At 65.7% G+C, this 18094-nt stretch carries 13 protein-coding genes; 8 read left to right on the plus strand and 5 right to left on the minus strand.

Annotated features, from left to right (window positions below; genetic code table 11):
- Positions 1-9 precede the first annotated feature (9 nt).
- Positions 10-189, plus strand: a complete 180-nt coding sequence (locus AC5W54_RS00275; RefSeq protein ID WP_495960064.1) for a hypothetical protein — start codon at positions 10-12, stop codon at positions 187-189.
- Between the two features lie 69 nt (positions 190-258).
- On the opposite strand, the gene AC5W54_RS00280 is transcribed toward AC5W54_RS00275, so the two are convergent.
- Positions 259-1941, minus strand: a complete 1683-nt coding sequence (locus tag AC5W54_RS00280; protein WP_495960065.1) for an HD domain-containing phosphohydrolase — start codon at positions 1939-1941, stop codon at positions 259-261.
- 216 nt (positions 1942-2157) lie between these two features.
- Between AC5W54_RS00280 and AC5W54_RS00285 the strand changes: the two genes are divergently transcribed.
- On the plus strand, positions 2158-3387 hold the full coding sequence (locus AC5W54_RS00285; RefSeq protein WP_495960066.1) for an EAL and HDOD domain-containing protein: 1230 nt from the start codon (positions 2158-2160) through the stop codon (positions 3385-3387).
- 65 nt (positions 3388-3452) lie between these two features.
- On the opposite strand, the gene AC5W54_RS00290 is transcribed toward AC5W54_RS00285, so the two are convergent.
- The 4 genes from AC5W54_RS00290 to AC5W54_RS00305 form a co-directional block, all read right to left on the minus strand.
- Entirely contained in the window at positions 3453-3674 is a 222-nt protein-coding gene (locus tag AC5W54_RS00290; RefSeq protein ID WP_495960067.1) for a DUF2835 domain-containing protein, read from the minus strand.
- A complete protein-coding gene (locus tag AC5W54_RS00295) occupies positions 3656-3907 on the minus strand; it encodes a hypothetical protein (RefSeq protein WP_495960068.1) in 252 nt (83 codons plus the stop codon). The genes AC5W54_RS00290 and AC5W54_RS00295 overlap by 19 nt, the downstream gene beginning before the upstream one ends.
- A 93-nt stretch (positions 3908-4000) precedes the next feature.
- A complete protein-coding gene (locus AC5W54_RS00300; RefSeq protein WP_495960069.1) occupies positions 4001-5269 on the minus strand; it encodes a FliC/FljB family flagellin in 1269 nt (422 codons plus the stop codon).
- 352 nt (positions 5270-5621) lie between these two features.
- A complete protein-coding gene (locus AC5W54_RS00305; RefSeq protein ID WP_495960070.1) occupies positions 5622-7439 on the minus strand; it encodes a putative bifunctional diguanylate cyclase/phosphodiesterase in 1818 nt (605 codons plus the stop codon).
- A gap of 378 nt (positions 7440-7817) precedes the next feature.
- Here AC5W54_RS00305 and AC5W54_RS00310 point away from each other — a divergent pair, with 378 nt between their 5' ends.
- The 6 genes from AC5W54_RS00310 to AC5W54_RS00335 all read left to right on the plus strand — a co-directional run bounded on the left by AC5W54_RS00310 (position 7818) and on the right by AC5W54_RS00335 (position 18078).
- Positions 7818-8477 (plus strand): GTP-binding protein, encoded by a 660-nt coding sequence (locus AC5W54_RS00310; RefSeq protein ID WP_495960071.1) that lies wholly within the window; start codon positions 7818-7820, stop codon positions 8475-8477.
- A 1-nt stretch (position 8478) separates the two neighbouring features.
- Positions 8479-9618, plus strand: coding sequence for a sensor histidine kinase (locus AC5W54_RS00315; RefSeq protein WP_495960072.1), 1140 nt, complete (start codon positions 8479-8481; stop codon positions 9616-9618).
- Positions 9615-11828, plus strand: coding sequence for an ATPase, T2SS/T4P/T4SS family (locus tag AC5W54_RS00320; protein ID WP_495960073.1), 2214 nt, complete (start codon positions 9615-9617; stop codon positions 11826-11828). The genes AC5W54_RS00315 and AC5W54_RS00320 overlap by 4 nt, the downstream gene beginning before the upstream one ends.
- 120 nt (positions 11829-11948) lie before the next feature.
- Positions 11949-12806 carry an ATP-binding protein gene (locus tag AC5W54_RS00325; protein ID WP_495960074.1) on the plus strand — a complete coding sequence of 286 codons (858 nt, stop codon included), beginning with the start codon at positions 11949-11951 and terminating at the stop codon, positions 12804-12806.
- Positions 12800-14143: a response regulator c-di-GMP phosphodiesterase, NosR family gene (nosR, locus tag AC5W54_RS00330; protein ID WP_495960075.1), complete on the plus strand. Its 1344-nt coding sequence runs from the start codon at positions 12800-12802 to the stop codon at positions 14141-14143. The genes AC5W54_RS00325 and nosR overlap by 7 nt, the downstream gene beginning before the upstream one ends.
- Positions 14144-14181: 38 nt before the next feature.
- A complete protein-coding gene (locus AC5W54_RS00335) occupies positions 14182-18078 on the plus strand; it encodes an EAL domain-containing protein (protein ID WP_495960076.1) in 3897 nt (1298 codons plus the stop codon).
- The last annotated feature ends 16 nt before the right edge of the window (positions 18079-18094 follow it).

Here is an 18094-nt window from a genome sequence, read left to right on the forward strand (position 1 = left end):
TCCCTTTCGATGCTGACCAGTGTGACAGGCACGGTGCCGGATATTACGGCGAAAAGCCTCGGCCTGATGGGCTATTTCCCGTTATCGGCGACAAGCCGCGCGACTTTAATCGGCGTTGTCCGTAAAGTCGGCGAGCGATGGCCAGACAAGGCAAAAATCAGCGAAAAAGCGGAGTTTACTTGGGTGTAAATGAGCATTTTAAGCTGATTTTTAACGCCGTATGGGCGAGCGCAGACAGTTTTCGGACAACGCCTGGGCTTAGGTGGAAACCGGCACCTCACCAACCGGCTTGCCCAGCCGCGCCAGCCGCTCGCCCTGCAGCACCTCGCCGAGCGACTCGCCCGGGGGCACGGCGTCCCCGGCGAGCTGTACCCGGGCCGGCTGCCCGCGCGCGTCCAGTCCCTGGACCCAGGCCAGCTCGCCACCCGCGTAGCGCACCAGCGAGCCGATCGGCAGCAGGCCGAAGTGGCGGATGTAGCGCTTTACCCAGCGCGGGTCGAAGCGCGCGGGATGGCCGAGGAGGTGACGATAGATCGCGGCGATGCTCCAGGCGGGGCGATCCGGCCGATCGCGGCGCATGGCCTCCACCACGTCCACCACCATGGCCAGGCGCGTCAGCTCGTGAAGCCGATCCCCCTCCAGTCCAGCGGGATAACCGCTGCCGTCGAGGCGTTCGTTGATGCGCTCCACCACGGCCTCCACCACGCCGCCGGCGAGCCATTGGCAAGGCTCGAGGCGCGGCCGCAACAGCGCCACATGCGCGTGCAGCTCCGTCCGCCGGTCCCCATCGAGCCGGGTCGCCTCGAGCAACGTGTTCGGCAGCAGGGCCTTGCCCAGGTCATGCACCATGGCGCAGGCGGCCATCGCCTTGCGCACGTCGCGGGGCATGGCGACGGTCGCGGCGAGGTCGAGCAGGTGCACCGCCACGGCGAGGCCATGACGCACCATCGCGGTTTCATGCCGCAGGCAGCGGGTGGCGAAGAGCACTCCCTCGCGATCCTCCGCGTGCAGCGCCAGCAGCCGATCGGCATGGCGCGACAGCGGCACCGAACCCAGTGAACGGCCCTGCTGAAGCTCGAGGAGCTGGGCATCCAGATAGCCGGCCACCCTGGCCAGCCGCCTGGCCATGGGCGTGGCATACGCCCGCACATTGCGCCGCCCCACCGGCGGCGACGCCGAGTCCTCGGCCTGGAACAGCGGCGACGGCTGCAGGGTGACGTCGGCCTCGCTGGACTGGCGGACCGCCTCGCGCTCGATCTCGCGCACGAAGAACCACAACTGCCGCTCCTGGGCCCCGCTGGGCGGCACGAACTGGAACCCGGCGCGCACCGCCTGGCGCTCGGCATCGGCCACGTGATGACGCGGGTTCGCCCGGATCACGAAGCGGGTGCCGTTGGGAAAGCAGAGCTCGATCTCCAGCGGCAGGGCCGAGGCCAGCCGGCTCGCCGCCCCGAGGGGCAGCTCCAGCTGGCAGCCCTCGAGCGACAGGTCCTTGAGGTCGCCCTGGATCGGCGCCTCCCCCTCGCCGCCGCGCAGGATGGCCCCCACCTCCATGCCCAGCCGCAGCCGGGCCCGGAAGGATTCGCGTCGCTGCAGGACGTCCAGGCTGAGCGGATAGGGGCACCGGCACTGCAGGCGCCCCTCCGCTTCGACGCACTCGCTCATCACCAGCGGCGGGGTGCGCAGCATCTTGTCGCGCGCCCGGCCCAGCAGGCGAAAGGGCTGGCCCCGCTTGAGTGCCCCGGCGACCTCGCGGATGGCGCTGATGTCGAGCCGCAGGTGATCGCCCGGCTGCTGCGCCGCGACCAGCACCGGCAGCGGCTTGCCGTCCGGCGAGTCGAGCTGCAGGGAGGCGCCGCCCGGCTCGCTCAGCGCCTCGAGCAGCGCCTCGATCTCCGCCGGGCTCTCGACCCGGGTAAAGCTCTTCTGCCGTGGTGTCATCCCCGCCCCTACCTGCCCCATGTAACGAGTCCAATCTTGCCGAACAGAGATCGGTCCTCACCTACCATCGGCCAACGCGGCGGGAACTTGAGCCGGTGGCAGCGTTGCCAGAAGGCATTGTGGCATGACAGCCCCACACACTATGCTTTGCCTGTATCCGGTGCGGGGCGGAAACGGTCTACCCGGTGACTCTTCATGGGAAGCAGGAGCCCCAGTATGTTGCAGGCCCCCGCCAGCCAACAGGACGATGGCTATACCATCGCCGTTCAACCCATCTGCAACGCCCAGATGGCGCATGTCGCCGATGAACTCCTCTACCGCCTGACCCCCGACAGCCAATCCGCGGTGATCGAGGATGCCACCGAAGCCACCGCCAGGGCCTGTGCAGTGGCCTTCTACGAAGTGGGCATCGAGAAGTTGAGTACCGAGCGTCAGCTCTTCATCAACGCCTCCCGAGAGTGGCTGCTCAACCCCGACCTGGCCCCCCTGCCGCCCTACCGGGTGGTGATCGAGATCCTCGAGGATGTCGTGGCCAGCCCCGAGGTACTGAAAGCGGCACGACACTTCCGCCAGCGGGGCTATCGCATCGCCCTGGACGACTTCGTGCTGGGCGAAGAGAATGCCGAACTGATCGAGGTGGCCGACATCGTCAAGGTCGACATCACCCAGCCCCCGGATGCCCAGGCGCTCGAGCTGCTGCGACGCAGCGGGGTCACCCTCCTGGCAGAGCGGGTCGAGACCCATCAGGAGTTCGACACCTATCGCGAGCTGGGCTTCAGCCTGTTCCAGGGGTACTTCTTCTCGCGACCCCAGGTGCTCCAGGACCACCACCCCAAGCGCTCCGCCAACCAGGGGGCGCGACTGAAGCTGCTGGCACACACCTTCCGCGACGACTTCCAGGCCCGGGAGGTGGCCGAGCTGTTGAGTCAGGACCCGTATCTGGTGGCCGCCGTCTTCAAGCGCGCCAACAGCCCCGCCTTCCATACCGGCAAGTGCGCCAGCAACCTCATCCAGTGCATCAACCTGCTGGGCATGCGCGAGATCCGCACCCTGATCACCATCCTCGTGCTGGCTCGCAACGGTCCGGTCTGCCAGTTGGCCCTGCTACAGGCCCTGACCCGCGCCTTCATGTGCGAGCAGCTCGCCCCGCATGTCGCCGGCCTGGACCCCGCCGAGGGCTTCACCATCGGCCTCTTCTCGATGATGGAGCCCATGCTCGGCATGCCGCTCAGCGAGGTGCTGCAAGAGATCCCGCTGGCCGAGACCGCGAAGGCGGCGCTGCTGCACGGTGAGGGCCGTTGGGGGAGCGTGCTCCGGGTTGTCACGGCGCACGAGACCGGGAGCACGTCCCACCGGACCCTCTTCTCGCGGTCACAGGTCAATGACGGCCATCTCGCGGCCGCCACCCGCGCCAGAACCCTGCTGGATGCCGTCGCGAGGTCCTGAGCGGCGTTTCCTCAAGCCACCGGCACCCGAAGGGGGCACGTAAATCCGGGCCTTGAATCGAGGCATCAGGCGAGCGGCCGGATGGACTCGAAGCGCCCCTCCTCGGAGAAGGTCAGGCGGAAGGTACCGTGCACCCCGTCGCGGGTCACCACCCGGCGCAGCGCCTCGGCGGGAAAGATCACCCGTCGCCCGTCCAGGCTGCGGGTATGCACCTGCCCCACCCGCCCCTCGTAGTGGGCCAGGCACGCGTCGTGGGAGAGTTCGATGATCACGTCGATGGTGGGCATGGCGGGCTTGGCGGCACGAATGACCCGGCCATGGTGCCATCCCCGGCCAGCATCGCCAGGGCATGGGCACGCTGCTCCTTCACGGCCTTGTCCAGGATCTCGTGAAGCGTCTCGTACTCCTCCGCCATCTCGGTATCCATGCCGGTAGCCTCGAAGCGCTCCATCGTGCCACGGGTGTCGACGATGAGCCTTTCCAGCTCGTCGATCACCTTCTGGTACTCGGCGTCGGTCATGGTTCACTCCGGTATCGGCGCCATGAAGACAGAAAACCGGCCCCTCGAAAGGAGCCGGTTCGATGGCAGTGCCAAGGGAAAGATAACTCAACCTTAACCCAGCAGCGACAGCACGTTCTGCGGCACCTGGTTGGCCTGCGCCAGGACGGAAGTGCCGGCCTGCTGAAGGATCTGCGCGCGGGTCATGTTGGCGACTTCCACAGCGTAATCGGCATCTTCGATGCGCGAACGGGCGGCAGCGAGGTTGGTTTCGTTGGTGTTGAGGTTGGTGATGGCATCCTCGAAACGGTTCTGCACGGCACCCAGCTCGGAGCGCAGGCTATCGATCTGGTTCAAGGCGGAGTCAAGAGATGCCAGCGGATCGGCTTGCAGTTCGTCGCCCTTGGTCACGGAACCATCAGTATCAAGGGTAGCAGCATTATAGATCACGTTGCCGTCGGCATCAGTGCCTTTGATTACATACTCACCAGTGCCGTTGCCATCCTTATCTTGGATTTCGTGCAGACTTTCATCCGCTGCGAGACCAGAGAGGGTTGCCGATCCTTCCACTGATGTCTGGTCAACGGTGGCAGGGGTACCTGTCGGGGTAGCAACAGTGTCACCGTCATACGCGATATCGCCAGTAGTATGATCGATAGTGGCCGCAAAGAAGTCAGTTCCATCACTGACGAAGTAGTTGCCATCGTCGTCCTGATACAACGCACCATCAGTAGCAACAGCACCATCGCCGCCGGAGTCGGCATCGGTACGGGTGTAGGCGCTCACATCACCTGTCGTGGTAACAGTGTCGCCATTCTCTAAAGCAGCGCCAAGAGTGTCAGTCAACACTACACCCTTAGTGACATCGAAACTATTGAGCTTCAGCGTATCGGAAGTGATTTCCTGCAGGTTGACGGTAATGGTTTGGCCGTCATTGGCACCAACCTGAATCTGCAGGCCACGATCAGACGCCAGCACGTCCACGCCGTTGAAACTGGTCTCGGCCGAGATACGGTCGATCTCTTCGAGACGCTGGCCGATCTCGTCCTGAATGGACTGCAGGTCGTCGGCAGAGTTGGTGTCGTTCTGGGCCTGAACGGTCAGTTCACGAATACGCTGAACGTTGTCGTTGATCTGGTTCAGCGCACCTTCCGCAGTCTGGGAAACGGAGATACCATCATTGGCATTACGCTGCGCCTGAGCCAGACCGTTGATCTGCGAGCTCATGCGGTTGGCGATAGCCTGACCGGCGGCGTCGTCCTTGGCGCTGTTGATGCGCAGGCCGGAGGAGAGCCGCTCCATGGAGGTCTGCAGGGCATTCTGCGACTTGTTCAGATTGGACTGGCCAATCATGGAAGTGATGTTGGTATTGATCACTGACATGGTGATTTCCTTCCTGTGTTGAGGGCTCCATTGGCGGGCCCACTGAACCTTTCAGTTTCCTGGCCCAGCATCTCGGGCCTGCCGCAACGGCGCCGTTGGCCGTTACCCTGTTTAACGGCACCCTTGAGCGGGACTTTAGGGAGGATGCGCAATTTTTGTGTAAATGGGGAAGGAAGGGTGGTAAAGGCTGCCTGTCAGAGGAAGCTCCGGGTCGCGGCCAGACCGATCGGGCGCCTGACGGCGCCAATCGCGCGGCGGAGCCGCACTCCCACGAAGGCTGGATCACCGGCTGCGGTCAGTCGCGGCCCAGTTGGGCATCCATGGCCGTAACCGGCTGGCCATGGATGCCGGCTCAGTCCCCGGCGGTGGCGTCCTCTCGCGCCATCGGAGGCCGCAGCCACCGCCGTTCGAACTCGGCGGCATCGACCGGGCGGCCGGTGAGGTAGCCCTGGATCAGGTCGATGTCGAAGCGGGCCAGCGCCTGGCGCTGGGCCTCGGTCTCCACGCCCTCGGCGACCACGCGCAGGCCCAGCTCGCGGGCCATGCCGCTGACCGCGGCGACGATAGCGCCGCTGTGGCGCGTCTCGCCCAGCCCCTGGATGAAGCTGCGATCGATCTTGAGGGTGCTGACCGGCAGCTCGTGCAGGTAGCTCAGCGACGAGTAGCCGGTGCCGAAGTCGTCGATGGCCACGTGGCCGGAGATGGCGCCCAGGCCCTCGAGGGTCTCCAGCGCCTGGGGGCTTCGCTCCATCAGGGTGCTCTCGGTGAGCTCGAAACCGAGCAGGTGGCCCGGCAGGTCGTGGGCCGCCAGGTGCGCGCGGATCCCCGCTACCAGCCCGGGCCGCATGAACTGCTGGGCGGCCAGGTTGATCGCCACCGGCACCGGCACGAGCCCCGCCCGCCGCCAGTCGGCCAGCTGGCGGCACACCCGCTCCAGCACCCGGTCGCCCAGCGGCACGATGAGCCCCGAGCGCTCGGCCAGGGGGATGAACTCGCTCGGCGGGACGGCGCCGAAGTCGGGGTGGGTCCAGCGCAGCAGCGCCTCGGCGGAGTGCAGGCGGCCGCTACCGTGCTCGATCAGCGGCTGGAAGTGCATCTCGAGTCCCTCGCCGCTCTCCACGGTATTGCGCAGGGCGGTCTCGAGCGCCAGCTGCTGGTGATGCCGAACGTGCATCTCGGCCTGGTAGAGCCGATAGGTGTTGCGCCCCTGCTGCTTGGCCCGGTGCATGGCGGCGTCGGCGTTGCGCACCAGGTCCTCGGGGGTGGTACCGTCGTCCGGGTAGAGGCTGATGCCCACGCTGCAGCCGACACGAAACTCGCGCCCACCCAGCTCGAAGGGCTCGCTGACCGCCTCGATCAGCCGCCGCGCCAGCCGAGCCACCTCGTCCGGGCCATCGAACTCGGGCAGCAGCACGAGGAACTCGTCACCGCCCAGCCGCGCCAGGGTATCGTCCTCGCGCAGACGATGACCCAGCCGCTCCGCGACCCTGAGCAGCAGTTCGTCGCCCACGGCGTGGCCGAGGCTATCGTTGACCTGCTTGAAGTGATCCAGGTCGATGAAGATCACCGCCAGGCGCCGGTCCTGGCGGTGGGCGTGACGAATCGCCAGTTCGAGCCGGTCCTCCAGCAGGCGGCGGTTGGGCAGGCCGGTGAGGGCGTCATAATAGGCCTGCTGGCGCACCCGCTTCTCGTTCTCGCGCAGCTGGGTGATGTCGGTGAACAGCCCCACATAGCGACGGGTCACGCCCTGGTCGTCGGTGATGGCGGTGATGGTCAGTTGCTCCAGGTAAAGCTGGCCACCCTTGCGCCGGTTCCAGATCTCGCCGCGCCAGAAGCCGTGGGCCTGCAGCGCCTGCCACATGTCATGGTAGAAGGCGGCGTCTTGACGGCCCGAGGAGAGCACCGCCGGCGTGCGGCCGACCACCTCCTCCGGTTCGTAGCCGGTGAGGTGGGTGAAGGCCGGGTTGACGAACTCGATGCGCGTCTCGGCATCGGTGATGACGATCCCCTCCTGGGAGGCGCCGATGATCCGCTCGGCGAGTTGCAGGTTCTGGCGCGACTCGGACAGCGCCCGATCGCGTGCGTGGATCAGCTTCTCCTGCTCGCCCAGTGTGAGCCGCGGCCGGTTGGCCCGTGCGACGATCGGGGTGTTACCGGGGTCCTGGCTCATGTCTCTCTCTGTGTGGGATGTGGCGTTCCCGGCAGGGAAACGACCGTTTGCACCGAGTGTAGCGCCTGGGCGGCCGCCCGGCGACGCCGCCGTCCGCCCAGGCCGGCCGCTTGCCCGGCCACCACCTGACAGTCAATCGGCCAAACGGGATAGAGCTTGATGCCACTCGACCAGGGGAGGATTAAAGATGCCGCGCCACGGGCCGATAGCCAGGGGACCAATAATAAACGCGATCCCCGGATGGCAGACCCACAGGAGAGGACACCGCGATGACCCGCATGGAAACCTTCCCCACGACAACGGACAGGGACATCGTCGGCAGGCTCAACCAGGCACTGGACCGCCTCGCCAACATGGAAAACACGAGCTGATTGCCAGATGGATGACCACGACAGAAGCACCAGCAAGCCATCGCTGAAGATCGTCTATTACGGACCCGCCATGAGCGGCAAGACGACTAATCTCTTGCAGTTGCACGCCCACCTGAGCCCGCAGCGCAAGGGCGAGCTGATGGTCATGGAGACCCGTGACGACCGCACCCTGTTCTTCGACATGCTGCCCATCGGCTTCAGGCACGAGAGTGGTCTGGATTTGCGCCTCAAGCTCTATACGGTGCCGGGGCAGGTCCAGCACGACAGTACCCGCAAGGCCGTGCTGTCACGCGCCGATGGCATCGTCTTCGTCGCCGACTCCCAGCTCAACCAGCAGGAGAACAACGCCATCTCGTTCGAGAACCTGGCCGGCAACCTGCTCAAGGTGGGCCTGGATATCGAGCGAATCCCGTTGACGATTCAGTTCAACAAGCGGGATCTCTCGCGGGTCGTGGACGAGGCGACCCTGGAGCGGCGCTGGTCCGGCACCCCGTGGTGGCCCCTGACGCTGGCAAGCGCCCTGAAGGGCCAAGGCGTCGTCGACAGCCTGCAACAACTGCTGATCCGGCTCTATCCCTCCGTCGACCGCGAACACGCACTGCTGGCCGAGCATGGCATCGACGAGGCCACCTTCCTCCAGCATCTGATCGGCACACAGGAGCCCTGACATGCACCGCGACAGCGACGATCTGACGCTCGACGAGCTGCTGACGCCGGCACAGCTGGACAGGACCCTGGCGCTGCTCTCCCGGCTATGCGAGGCCGAGATTGCCCTCACGCCGCCGGAGACTGGCCGCGGGGTACTGGTCGAATTCAACCTGGACCCCGTGGCGCGATTGCAGGCCGACCTGCCGGTGCCCCGGCAACAGGCGGCTGCCGAGCTGGTGGGGCTGATCCTCTTCCATGCCGGCAAGTACCGATTGGCCGCGAACCTCCATCACGAGGCCGCCGACTCGGCCTACCAGGAGCTGCAGCGACAGCACCGCGAGCTCCAGGCATCGGAGGCCCGCTACCGGCAGCTCTCGGCAACCCTGCAGCAGCGGGTCGAGGCCCAGGTCAGGCTGATCGAGACATCGCAGCAGGAGCTCTACGAGAGCGCCCGGCTGCGCGCCGTCGGCCAGCTGGCCGCCGGCATGGCGCACGAGATCAACACGCCGATCGGTTTCATCACCAGCAACCTGGGGATCGCCAGCGAGTACCTGGAAGAGATCGAGGAGGCCGTGAAGAATAACGCCCGGCTGCACGAGACCCTCGCCGATTTCCACGACCTGCTGGAAGAGTCCCGGGCAGGCGCCGAGCGCATCGCCCGGATCGTCCGCGACATCCGCACCTTCGCCAACATCGACCGGGCGGACTGCCACGATTTCGATCTCAACGCGCTGATCGTCACCACGGTCAACCTGATTCAGGCCGAATACCGCCATGAACTGACCGTCGACCTCGAGCTCGGCGACATCCCCCGGCTCACCGGCTACCCGGCGAAGATCGCCCAGGCGCTCTACAACGCGCTCGACAACGCGGTCCACGCGCTAGGTAGCGGAGGTACGGTCACCGTTACCACCCGGCGAGCCGACGACATGGTGGAGGCGTGCATCGCCGACGCAGGCCACGGCATGGGGGAAGAGACACGGTCACGCGCCTTCGAGCCGTTCTTCACCACCCGAGAGGTGGGCAAGGGCACTGGCCTCGGGCTCTGCGTCATCCGCGACGTCGTCGAGGCTCACCACGGGCGGGTCGACCTGAGCAGCCGGGCAGGCCAAGGCACGCGGCTCAGGCTGTCGTTTCCGGCCGATCGGGAGCGCCCATGAGCCGCCGCTACAGCACCCTGTTCACGGGCGATGCGCCGGCGTCCTCGGCCGATCCCGCTCGACCCTATCATCTGCTGTTCGTCGACGACGACCCCGGCATCCTGTCGGCCCTGCGACGGGTCTTTCACCGCGAGAACTACACGCTGCTGTTTGCCGACAGCGCCGAGCGGGCCCTGACGATACTGGAAGAGAACGGCGTCGAGGTGATCATCAGCGACTTCAAGATGCCCGGCATGGATGGCAACGAGCTGCTGAGGATCGTGCGCGAGCGCTGGCCGCAGACCCTGCGCATCATGCTGACGGGCTACGCCAACTCCGACGTGGTCATGGGCTCGATGAAGGACGGCGCCGTCTACCGCTTCAACCTCAAGCCATGGAACGACGATGACCTGAGGCTGACGGTGGCACTGGCCCTGGAACAGTACGAGGCGCGCCGCCGCCAGCGCACCTCATCGGGCCTGTCGAGCTCCGCCCCCTCGGTGAGTCCGTCGCTGGCCGAGGTGAGTGTGGCGCAGCGCAACCAGTTGCCGCGCTTCCTGCATGGCAAGGGCCTGCTCAATGCCCGCCAGCTTCAGCACCTGCACAAGGAGATGCACGCATCCCGGGTGCCTGCCATTCACGCCATCGTGAAGCATGAATGGGCCACTGCCGGGCAGGTGTACGCCCTGCTGCGCGACGAGAAGCTCTGCGAGGAGATCGATCTCAGGGAGGTGGATCTCGACCCCGGACTGTTCGCGCTCATCGCGCTGGCCACCTGCGAGCACCAATGGGTGCTGCCGGCACGGCTGGTGGATGGCCGGCTGGACCTGGCCATGGCCGACCCTCTGGACATGGGCCTGATCGAGGCGATTGCCGTCACCACCGGCCACCGGGTCCGCCCCTTGTTGTGCGAAATGGACCAGCTGGCGAGCACGCTGCAGGAGGCGCACGACCGCCATGGCGGGTTGCAGGAGGTACCAGAGCCGGCGGCCGCCGAGGACCCCTTCGAGGATATCGAGATCCTGCTCGATGACCGAGGCGGCGGCGAAGGGCTCGAGGCGATCCTCGACAGCTCCGTCGACCCGCCTGCGGTCCGCCTGGTCAACGCCATCCTCCTCGAGGCGCTGAACCTCGGGGCCCGGGAGGTGTACCTCCAGCCACGGCTGGAGAGCGTGGCGGTTCGCTATCGCGTCCATGGCCTGCTGCAGGACACGATCCAGATACCCTCGAGCCTGCTCGTGGCGGTGGTCTCGAGGATCAAGGTCATGGCCGAGCTGGATGTTGCCGAACAGCACGCCCCCCAGCAGGGGCACCTGACGGTCAAGACCCCGATGCACATCGTGGACCTGGCCGTCTCGATGTTCCCGACGCCCCACGGCGAGCAGGTCGCCATCAGGCTCGCCCCCAGGAATCGCCCGATCCCGGCGCTGGAGGCGCTCGGCTTGTCGGAGGACAACCGGCAGCGTCTCGTGCATGCCTGTGCACGGCCACAGGGCATGATCCTGGTCGCCGGGCCGCCCGACAGCGGGAAATCCACGCTCCTGCATGCCCTGCTGAAGCACGAGACCCTGGCCGGCGGTCACCACGTCACCATCGCGTCACCCCAGCGGCTCGGCCATGACACCGCCAGGAACGCCACGGGCATCCTCGATGCCGCCATCGCCCAGGGCGCCGAAGCGATCCTGCTCGACGACCAGCAGGACAATGAGGTTCTCGCCAAGGCATTGCGCACCGCCATCGCCGATGGCAAAGTCCTGACGGCCATGCGGGCCATCTCGATCGCCGATGTGTTCTCGCGCTTGCTGGCCTGCCGGGCGAGCACCCATGAGATCGCCTCCGGGCTCGGCACCATCGTGCTGCAGCGCCTGGCCAGAAAGCTGTGCCCCCACTGCCGCGAGCCTGTCCGCCTCGAAGCATCGACCGCCGACCTCGAGGCGTGCCACGCCCTGGGAGGGCCGTTCACCCAACCGCCTCCTCTCGTCTACCGCGCCAAGGGCTGCCACCACTGCCGGCAGGGGTTCCAGGGCCGGATCGGCATCCACGAGGCCGTCCTGGTGACGGACGAGCTACGCCGCGCCATCGCCAGTGATCCCAACCCCTGGGTGCTCCAGTCGCTGGCCAGGGAGGCATCGAATGCCACCCTGCTCGACGATGCCCATGACAAGGTGACCCGGGGAGTCATCACCACCGGCGATGTCCTGAGGGTCATCGGCCCGGGGCCACTCGACTAAAGCCGAGGCGCAACCGGCCGATAGGAGTCACAGGCGCCTTGCGCCCCGCCACCACCTGACTCGGCCGGGACAGCCTCCACGATGAGGGCACGCCACAAGGGAACCACAAGGAGGCCCGCCATGCCGGATGACACCATGACACGCACCTCTCACCTGATCCACGACCTGGAACAGGTCAACACCCAGCTGCTCCAGTCGGAGAAGATGGCCGCCATCGGCCAGCTCGCCGCCGGTGTGGCCCACGAGATCAACAATCCCGTCGGCTATGTGTTCTCCAACCTCAAGACGCTGGCCGGCTATGTGAACGACCTGTTGCGCATCATCGACGCCGCCGGCGAGGTCGCTTCGCTCCAGGAGCTGCAGGCGCTGATCACGAAGTTGGAGTACGGCTATATCCGCGAGGACGTCCAGGCGCTGATCGGCGAGTCCGAGGAGGGTATCGAGCGGGTCACGACCATCATCACGGCGCTCAAGGACTTCTCGCATATCGACGAGGAGGCCTTCCGTGCCGCCGACCTGCATCGCGGCCTCGACTCCACCCTGAACCTGGTCAACAACGAGTTGAAATACAAGGCCGAGGTAGTGAAAGCCTATGGCCAACTGCCGGAGGTGGAGTGCCTGCCGTCTCAGATCAACCAGGTGGCGCTCAACCTGCTGACCAACGCGGCCCATGCCATCGAGGAGCGCGGCTGCATCACGGTGCGTACCGGGCGGCAGGACGACATGGTGTGGTTCGAGGTGGAGGACACCGGCCAGGGCATCAAGGCCGAACACCTCGGGCGGTTGTTCGAGCCTTTCTTCACCACCAAGCCGGTCGGCGAGGGTACCGGGCTCGGGTTGGCGCTATCGTTCAGCATCGTGCAGAAGCATGGCGGGCGTATCGAGGCGACCAGCGAAGAAGGCCAGGGCAGCCGCTTCCGCGTCTGGCTGCCCATCCGGCAGCCCCAGGATGACCGGGAGGCCGCGCCGTCTTGCTGACCGACACCCCACCCCTTCAGGACACCATTGTCGCTACCGTACTGCTGGTGGACGACGAACCGAACATCCTGCGGGCCCTGAAACGTGTCCTGCGCCACGAGCCCTATACGGTGCTGACGGCGGCCGACGGCGAACAGGCCTTGGCCGTCATGCGCGAGTCCGCCGTTGACCTGGTCGTCTCCGATTCCCGCATGCCCGGCATGGATGGTGCCGAGCTACTGAGTCGCATCCAGCAGGAGTGGCCCGACTGCCGCCGCCTGATGCTCACCGGCCACGCCGACATGACGGCGACGATCCGCGCCATCAACGAAGGCCAGCTCTACCGTTACATCGCCAAGCCCTGGAGCGATGACGAGCTCCGCCAGATCCTGCGCCAGGCCCTGGCCCATCTCCAGGCCGAACGGGAACAGCGTCGCCTGGAAGCCCTGACCCTGTCGCAGAACCAGGAGTTGGCGGCACTCAATGAAAGCCTGGAGCAGCGCGTGGCCGCCCGCACCACCGAGCTGCGGGAAGTGGCCGACATGCTGGACCTGGCCTACGGCGAGCTGAAGCGCAGCTATGTGACCGCCACTCAGGTCTTCTCGTCGTTGATCAATCAGCGACTGCCACGCAACCTTCAGACCAATGCCCAGGTCAGCGACCTGGTGAAGGCCTTCGCCGAGACCCACGAACTCGACGAGGAACTCAAGCGCAGCCTGCTGATGGCCGCCGCCCTCTATAACCTCGGCAAGATGACCTGGGACGACCGGATCCTCAATGCGCCCTCCGAACGCCTCTTCGCCGCCGATCGCGAAGCCTACAAGCGCTATCCGGTCACCGGCGAAGGTCTGCTGATGGCACTGGACTATCTCGAGGACACGGCAAGGATCATCCGCCATCACCGGGAGCGCTGGAACGGCAGTGGCTACCCGGATCACCTCAAGGGCGAGGAGATCCCCTACGGCGCCCGCCTGCTGGGCCTCGCCGTGGACTTCATCGAGCTGCAGCGCGGCATGATCCTGCAGCGGCGGCTGCCGCGGGACGACGCCCTGAAACTGCTGAAAAAACTCGGCGGACGCGTCTACGACCCCCGCTTGTGTGAGGCCTTCGTGACGCTGTGCATCGAGCAGGCACCGGACCTGGGCCTGGCCGGCCAGTCGGTGATGTCGCTGGATACCCGCCGGCTGGAGCCGGGCATGATCCTGGTGCGGGACCTGCATTCCGAAAGCGGCATGCTGCTGCTCAACGAGGGCAAGCAGCTCACCCGTGGCCTGATCGATCGGCTGGTACGTTTCGAGGAGACCGAGGACACCAGTTACACCCTCTGGGTCACGCTGCCGGATGGCGACCCGGAATGATAGCGACCGCCATCATCGCTCCTTCAGGTGGAAAACGAATGAAACGACATGCCCTGATCAGCCAGCATTTCAAGGTGCTTCTCGCCCTCGCCTGCCTGTCGCTCGGGGGGCTCGGCCTGCTGGAAGGCTTGATGCAGTGGGAGCCGTCACTGGACATCCAGCTAGTGATCATGCCCGACAGCGCCCTGGCGTTGGGCCTGTTCGGGCTGGCCCTGCTGAGCGGCCTGCGAGGCGCCCTTGCCTGGAGCCGCGGCTGGGCATCGGCGCTGCTGGCAATGGGCATCTACGGCGTGGCGCATAACCTCGTCGCCGGTGGCAGCCAACCGGCGATATCCCTGCTCACCGGCTATGCCGTCACGGGGACCGGCATGGCGGCCCTCTTCGTGCTGCAGGCGCTGAGCCTGCTGTTGAGCGGAGCGTCTGGCGATAAGGCCAGGCGTCTTTCGCTTATCCTGGGGCGGCTCCTGGTGCTGACCGGTGCCGCCTTGCTGCTCGCAGGCTGGCTACCGGACGTGGCGTTGCCCGGGGCGTTCGAACACCCCTTTATCCATCCTCATGCCGGCAGCATCGCCAGCCTCTTCGTTCTCGCCAGCGGACTCGCGGTGCCGGTGCCGCGGCAGGCCTCGCCGGCTCGCGACGCCATGCCGGCACACCTGGCACTGATGGCAGGAGTGCTGGGCGCCTTGCTCTCCACTGGGGGCTGGCTGCTGTTCAGTCAACAGAAGCTGGAGAGTCTCGCCGAGAAGAGCCACCTGGTGCTCGCGCAGGCACAGTCATCGGCCGAGCACGCCCTGGAGGACCATGTAAAGCTGATACAGCGTCAGGCAAACCGCTGGGAAACGCTCGACCGATTACCTTCGCCCGCCCTCTGGCGGCAGGAGTCCCGCAGTTACCTCGATGATTTTCCGGCGCTGGACCTGCTCGGGGTCGTCAACAGCGATTTCCAGCCGGTCATGTTCGAAACACGCCCTCCGCAGCCCCGGGAGTGGCTGTCCCAGGCGCTCGATGGTGATGGCCAACGGCTGAGCCCCGTGATGATGAATCCCGATGGCGATCCGGTTGTGGCGCTGGCCTTGCCCCTGGCAACCATCGATGGCGACCACTGGCTGATCGCCAGCCTGAATGTCGAGACCCTGCTGCATCGGGAGATCGTGCAGGACACCGACAAGTTCATCGTGCACATTCACGAAGGAGCACAACGACTCTTCTCGTCCCGGCCTGCCACTGACCCATCCGAGCTGTTCGCCGCAGGCGAGCGACTCATCGACCTGCCCTTCGAGCGGAGCTGGCGGCTGTCGAGCCACCTCGAGGCTCGAACCCTGAAGCTCTCCTCGGTACTCCCTACCCTGCTGCTGATCAGCGGGCTGGCATTCACCCTCCTGCTGATGACCAGCCTGGGGCTCCACCGTGTCGGCGAGCACCACCGCCAGCGACTGAAAGACTACCAGCAGACTCTTCGAGAGGCGCTTCACCAGCGCGACCAGTTCTTTACCCTGTCGCTGGAGCTGTTCTGCCGTGTCGATCTCGAGGGACGCTTCCTGCAGATCAATCCCGCCATCGAGAGGCTGCTGGGCTATTCCGCCGACAGGCTGGTGGGCGGCCATTACAGCGCACTGGTGCGAGAGGAGGATCACCCTGCCATCGACACGGCCATCGACCAACTGGGGAACGGCCATCCGATTCGGGAGCTCGAAGCCCGGGTGCGGGATGCCGCGGGTCGCGAGCACTGGGTCGAGATCAACGCCGCCCTGGGCGACGAGCGAGTGATCTACGTGGTCGCCCGGGACATCACCAACCGCAAGCGCGCCGAGAGCCAGTTGCGCATCCTCGAGCGCAGCGTGGAGTCGAGCGTCAATGGCGTCGTGATTGCCGATGCCAAGCAGCGGGATCTACCGATCGTCTACGTCAACCCGGCCTTCGAACGCATCACCGGTTACTCGCGGCAAGAAGCCATCGGCCGAAACTGCCGTTTCCTGCAGGGCGAGAATACCGAACCACGAGACCGCAAGGCCCTGCGGGAAGGCATCGCTCTCAAGCGCGACCTGCATGTGGTGGTGCGCAACTATCGCCGCGACGGCACCACCTTCTGGAACGACCTCTATATTTCGCCGGTGAGTGACGAAACCGGCGACGTCACGCACTTCATCGGGGTGCAGAACGATATCTCCACGCAGCGTGAGTACCAGTCCCAACTCGCCTACAACACCAATCACGACGCCCTGACCGGTCTGCCCAACCGCGCCCTGCTGGAGGATCGCCTGAGACAGGGCTGCCAGATCGCCAGTCGTTACCGGCGCCATCTGGCGGTGCTGTTCGTCGACCTGGATGGCTTCACGCCGATCAACGATACCCTCGGCCACGGGATCGGCGACCGTATCCTGGTGGAGGTCGCGCGACGGCTCGAGCAGCAGCTGCGCCACGGCGATACCGTGGCGCGTTTCGGGGGGGACGAGTTCGTGGTGGTGCTGCCGGATCTGGCCAAGGAGGGTGATGTCATGCCGGTGGTCGAGCGGCTGCTGGCGAGTCTCTCGACCCCCTACCAGACAGACGGCAACGAGCTGCACATCACCGCGAGCATCGGCATCGCCTTCAGCGACGGCGACGTCGAACACTCCATGCAACTGCTCCAGCAGGCCACCCTGGCCATGTACAAGGCCAAGCACCAGGGCCGCAATACCTCCCACTGGTACACCCACGATCTCAAGCAGAGGGTCAGTGAGCGGGTATCCCTGCGCAATGCCCTGCAGCGGGCCATCGAGGAGCAGCAATTCGAGCTGCACTATCAGCCCCAGATCCATGGCCCCAGCGGCCAGATCATCGGCGTCGAGGCACTGGTACGCTGGCACCACCCGGAGCAAGGCTTCATTTCACCGGCAGATTTCATCGGCCTTGCCGAGGATACCGGTCAGATCGTGCCCATCAGCGACTGGGTGCTGGCCACGGCCTGCCGCGACGGCCAGCGCCTCAATGCCCTGGGCCTGGGGCGTTTCATCATGGCCGTCAACGTCTCGCCGATGCAGTTCCAGCGCATCGGCTTCGTAGCCGGCGTGCTGCAGACCCTGGAGACCGCACAGCTCGATGCCGATCTGCTCGAACTGGAGCTGACCGAGGGGATCCTGATGGAGAGCAGCGAAACCGCCATCGAGATCCTCCGGGAACTTCGCGGACACGGCATCAGCATTGCCATCGATGACTTCGGCACCGGCTATTCCAGCCTCAGCTACCTGAAGCACCTGCCGATCAACAAGATCAAGATCGATCGCACCTTCGTCAAGGACGTGATCAGCGATCAACGCGATGCGGCCATTGTCCAGGGGGTCGCCTCCATGGCGACCAGGCTGCAGCTGAAGGTCGTCGCCGAGGGCGTCGAGACCCAGGCGCAGTATGCCTATCTGAGCAAGCAGCTCTGCGACACCTTCCAGGGCTACTACTTCGCCCGGCCGATGCCCCTGGAGGACCTGATCCCCTTCCTGGGTGAGCACCACCAGGCGCGGTCACTGGAGCGAACACATCGCGAAGGCGAGCAGGGCGGCCAGACCCTGTTGCTGCTCGACGACGAGGCCAATATCCTGCGCGCCCTGAAACGCGTGCTACGCCGCGACGGCTACCACATCCTGACCGCCGACACGGCCCAGCAGGCCTTCGAGTTGCTCGCCACGGAAGAGGTACAGGTGATCATCAGTGACCAACGCATGCCGGAGATGAGCGGCACCGAGTTCCTCCACCGGGCCAAGGACCTCTACCCCGAGACGATCCAGATCGTGCTCTCCGGCTACACCGACTTGAAGACGGTGACCGAAGCGATCAACGAAGGCGCCATCTACAAGTTCCTGACCAAGCCGTGGGACGATGATGAACTGCGGCTCGTCGTGCAGCAGGCCTTCCGTAAGGCCGCCCTGCAGCGGGTGAAGCGTGGCCGTCCGATTGGCAGCTGACATCCGCACTAAAGTC

Source organism: Halomonas sp. LMYGS-3 (assembly GCF_059509875.1).

Bases quoted from the DNA above. Each gene is read 5' to 3' on its own strand.
- AC5W54_RS00275 (WP_495960064.1), top strand. From the start codon at position 10: ATGCTGACCAGTGTGACAGGCACGGTGCCGGATATTACGGCGAAAAGC.
- AC5W54_RS00280 (WP_495960065.1), bottom strand. From the start codon at position 1,941: ATGACACCACGGCAGAAGAGCTTTACCCGGGTCGAGAGCCCGGCGGAG.
- AC5W54_RS00285 (WP_495960066.1), top strand. From the start codon at position 2,158: ATGTTGCAGGCCCCCGCCAGCCAACAGGACGATGGCTATACCATCGCC.
- AC5W54_RS00290 (WP_495960067.1), bottom strand. From the start codon at position 3,674: ATGCCCACCATCGACGTGATCATCGAACTCTCCCACGACGCGTGCCTG.
- AC5W54_RS00295 (WP_495960068.1), bottom strand. From the start codon at position 3,907: ATGACCGACGCCGAGTACCAGAAGGTGATCGACGAGCTGGAAAGGCTC.
- AC5W54_RS00300 (WP_495960069.1), bottom strand. From the start codon at position 5,269: ATGTCAGTGATCAATACCAACATCACTTCCATGATTGGCCAGTCCAAT.
- AC5W54_RS00305 (WP_495960070.1), bottom strand. From the start codon at position 7,439: ATGAGCCAGGACCCCGGTAACACCCCGATCGTCGCACGGGCCAACCGG.
- AC5W54_RS00310 (WP_495960071.1), top strand. From the start codon at position 7,818: ATGGATGACCACGACAGAAGCACCAGCAAGCCATCGCTGAAGATCGTC.
- AC5W54_RS00315 (WP_495960072.1), top strand. From the start codon at position 8,479: ATGCACCGCGACAGCGACGATCTGACGCTCGACGAGCTGCTGACGCCG.
- AC5W54_RS00320 (WP_495960073.1), top strand. From the start codon at position 9,615: ATGAGCCGCCGCTACAGCACCCTGTTCACGGGCGATGCGCCGGCGTCC.
- AC5W54_RS00325 (WP_495960074.1), top strand. From the start codon at position 11,949: ATGCCGGATGACACCATGACACGCACCTCTCACCTGATCCACGACCTG.
- AC5W54_RS00335 (WP_495960076.1), top strand. From the start codon at position 14,182: ATGAAACGACATGCCCTGATCAGCCAGCATTTCAAGGTGCTTCTCGCC.